Here is a 2,538-nt window from a genome sequence, read left to right as displayed (position 1 = left end):
CGCTCTGGAAAACGCAGCAATAAATATATTAGTCGCGGGTGGGCAATCCGAGACATTAAACGGACGTGGAGGCAAGCGTAAGACTACCGCCAAGGTAGCAGCAGCCAGTGAAACGTCAACCAGGCGAGGGAGGGGCTACAGCTCGGTAGGAATCCCCGCGCCTTTAAGCCGGGGAGAATGTCAAATATTTTAACTTTAGCGGTTTTTTGACTTTTTCAGGATCAAGGGAGGTTTCTTTTATCAAAATTGTGCTTTTTTATCAATATATCTACCAAAAAATAAGCTGAGAATTATTTAGCTACTTCACTTGAAAAGCCTGTTTTAAAACATCCAGCCGAGAAATATCCCAATAGTCAATATGACTGTTAATCAGTCCATCTGTATTGAGTTTCAATTCACTCCATCCTGGTATTGCCATTCGAGGTTTCCAAGGCACAGGAGCTGTCCAACTAAGTGTCCAACGGGTTTTAATTAAATCTCCTGAGCGACTAATATTGTGCAACTCCAGTTGAACATCGTTAAACCAACTTTTCATAAAGCCGATCATTTTTTGATAACGGTCTATCCCGTGAAATTTATTTAGTGGGTCTTCAAAATAAACATTTTCTGCATAGATACTGTAGGTTTGGTCAGCAGGAAATTTTTGATAATCTTGTTTAAGTATTGAAATAATATCCATTTTGTTTATTGCTTATTTTTTTCTGCCTTGTTCAGTTCAAAATTAGAGACTTTTTATCAAATTTTTACTTCTTACTTTTGACCGCAAAATAGGGTCTGAAGCCTCCTCTTTTAAGAGGATAAAAAAAGAATATTCCGTATTTAAATCCTGAAGCTTCAGCTAGAGGTACTGATAACTGATAACTGAAATGACTTAGTAACTCATGGTTCTACTTCAGACCATAAACGCTCTAACTGATAACGCCAAGCTAACAAAGTTTTTTCTCTGTATTCTGAATTCATCTCTATTTCTCCCATTAAACCTTCTGCATAAAAACGTTCTAAAGTTTGTAGAGTTGCTTCTAAAGTTTGTCCTTGGAGTTTTGCTGCTTTAATTACTTGGCAAATCCGATTTTCTATTACCTCATCAAAATAACCAGATATACCTTGTTCTTTCAAATTAAGTAATCTTTGAATAGCTGCACTAAAATCTGCCACTGTTAATGTATAAAAATTATACTGAAACACTCCCCAAAGAACATTTTCATATATAGCATAACGAGTTTCTAAAGTCACATCAAAGTTAGCTTCAAGTAATTTTTCAAGAAATGGTTGAGCATCTTCTTTTGGAACAATAGGTATTAAAATTCTCAGCCAAGTTTCGTCTTCTGAGATGAGAATTAAAAGTCGAAACTTATCTGTTTCTATTTGCCATGAATTGGGTGATGGAGTTTCAATAGATTCTCCGAATATATTTGTTAGTGTTTGAGTAATTTCGAATAAATTCATCAGTATATAGATTAAGTCAAGATTTCCTAAATGATTATTTTATTTTTTAGCTAAGAGATTGTAGTTGTAATAGTAAAAATTGATATGCCTAATTTATCTAATGATAAACCCCCGGAGTTTAACCGGGGGTTCTTTGCCTAATAGGAATGAGCAATCATGCTCCGTATAGCGATCGCTACTTTTTCTACTCCTGAATAAATCAACTACTAACTTTTTAACTCATCCATTCCAGAACAGCTTCTTCTTTAGTATTGGTGCGACGTTCTGGAGTTTCACGAGTGAACTTCATGTGAATAGAGCGGTTTTGTTCGCCATCAACTGCTACTGCCATGATTGGGTAATCAATTAAACCATCAGGGAAAGCCATCTGGAAGCGGAATGTACCATCAGGGTTCAGTTTAATGGGTCGTCCACCGATAGTAACAGTAGCATCAGGTTCAGTCGCACCGTGGATAATAAGTTCGGCATCAGCAACTAACCAGAACTTGCGGGGGCGAACTGGTGGCATGGAGGCAGCAACACCAGACATATTCATGCCCACACCTGACATACTCATGCCAATACCGGAAGCAGTTAAACCTACCCCTGACATACTCATGCCTACACCCGACATTCCCATGCCAATACCGGAAGCAGTTAAACCTACCCCTGACATACTCATGCCTACACCCGACATTCCCATGCCAATACCGGAAGTAGTTAAACCTACACCCGACATTCCCATGCCAATACCAGAAGTAGTTAAACCTACTCCTGACATACTCATGCCTACACCCGACATTCCCATGCCAATACCAGAAGTAGTTAAACCTACTCCTGACATACTCATGCCTACTCCCGACATTCCCATGCCAATACCAGAAGTAGTTAAACCTACTCCTGACATACTCATGCCTACTCCCGACATTCCCATGCCAATACCAGAAGTAGTTAAACCTACCCCTGACATACTCATGCCTACACCTGACATTCCCATGCCAATACCAGAAGTAGTTAAACCTACCCCTGACATACTCATGCCTACACCTGACATTCCCATGCCAATACCAGAAGTAGTTAAACCTACCCCTGACATACTCATGCCTACACCTG

Annotated in this window: 3 protein-coding genes and 2 pseudogenes; 2 read left to right on the top strand and 3 right to left on the bottom strand. The window is 39.3% G+C overall.

Annotated features, from left to right (window positions below; translation table 11 throughout):
* Positions 1 to 193, top strand: a pseudogene (locus tag F6K22_RS38465) (hypothetical protein); the annotation flags it as partial.
* A 105-nt stretch (positions 194 to 298) separates the two neighbouring features.
* On the opposite strand, the gene F6K22_RS38460 reads toward F6K22_RS38465, so the two are convergent.
* From F6K22_RS38460 to F6K22_RS43735, 3 genes are all read right to left on the bottom strand, one after another.
* Entirely contained in the window at positions 299 to 679 is a 381-nt protein-coding gene (locus F6K22_RS38460; RefSeq protein WP_293110157.1) for a C6orf136 family protein, read from the bottom strand.
* Positions 680 to 879: 200 nt separating this feature from the next.
* Positions 880 to 1,446 carry a type III secretion system chaperone family protein gene (locus tag F6K22_RS38455; RefSeq protein ID WP_293110155.1) on the bottom strand — a complete coding sequence of 189 codons (567 nt, stop codon included), beginning with the start codon at positions 1,444 to 1,446 and terminating at the stop codon, positions 880 to 882.
* Positions 1,447 to 1,660: 214 nt separating this feature from the next.
* Positions 1,661 to 1,813 (bottom strand): hypothetical protein, encoded by a 153-nt coding sequence (locus tag F6K22_RS43735; protein ID WP_483244202.1) that lies wholly within the window; start codon positions 1,811 to 1,813, stop codon positions 1,661 to 1,663.
* Between the two features lie 34 nt (positions 1,814 to 1,847).
* Between F6K22_RS43735 and F6K22_RS42780 the strand changes: the two are divergent.
* Positions 1,848 to 2,538: pseudogene (locus F6K22_RS42780) on the top strand (hypothetical protein); the annotation flags it as partial.

It is taken from the genome of Okeania sp. SIO2F4, from assembly GCF_010672385.1.
Classification (GTDB): domain Bacteria; phylum Cyanobacteriota; class Cyanobacteriia; order Cyanobacteriales; family Microcoleaceae; genus Trichodesmium.
The sequence above is the reverse complement of the archived record's forward strand: the minus strand, read 5'-3'. Positions and strand labels throughout refer to the sequence as shown.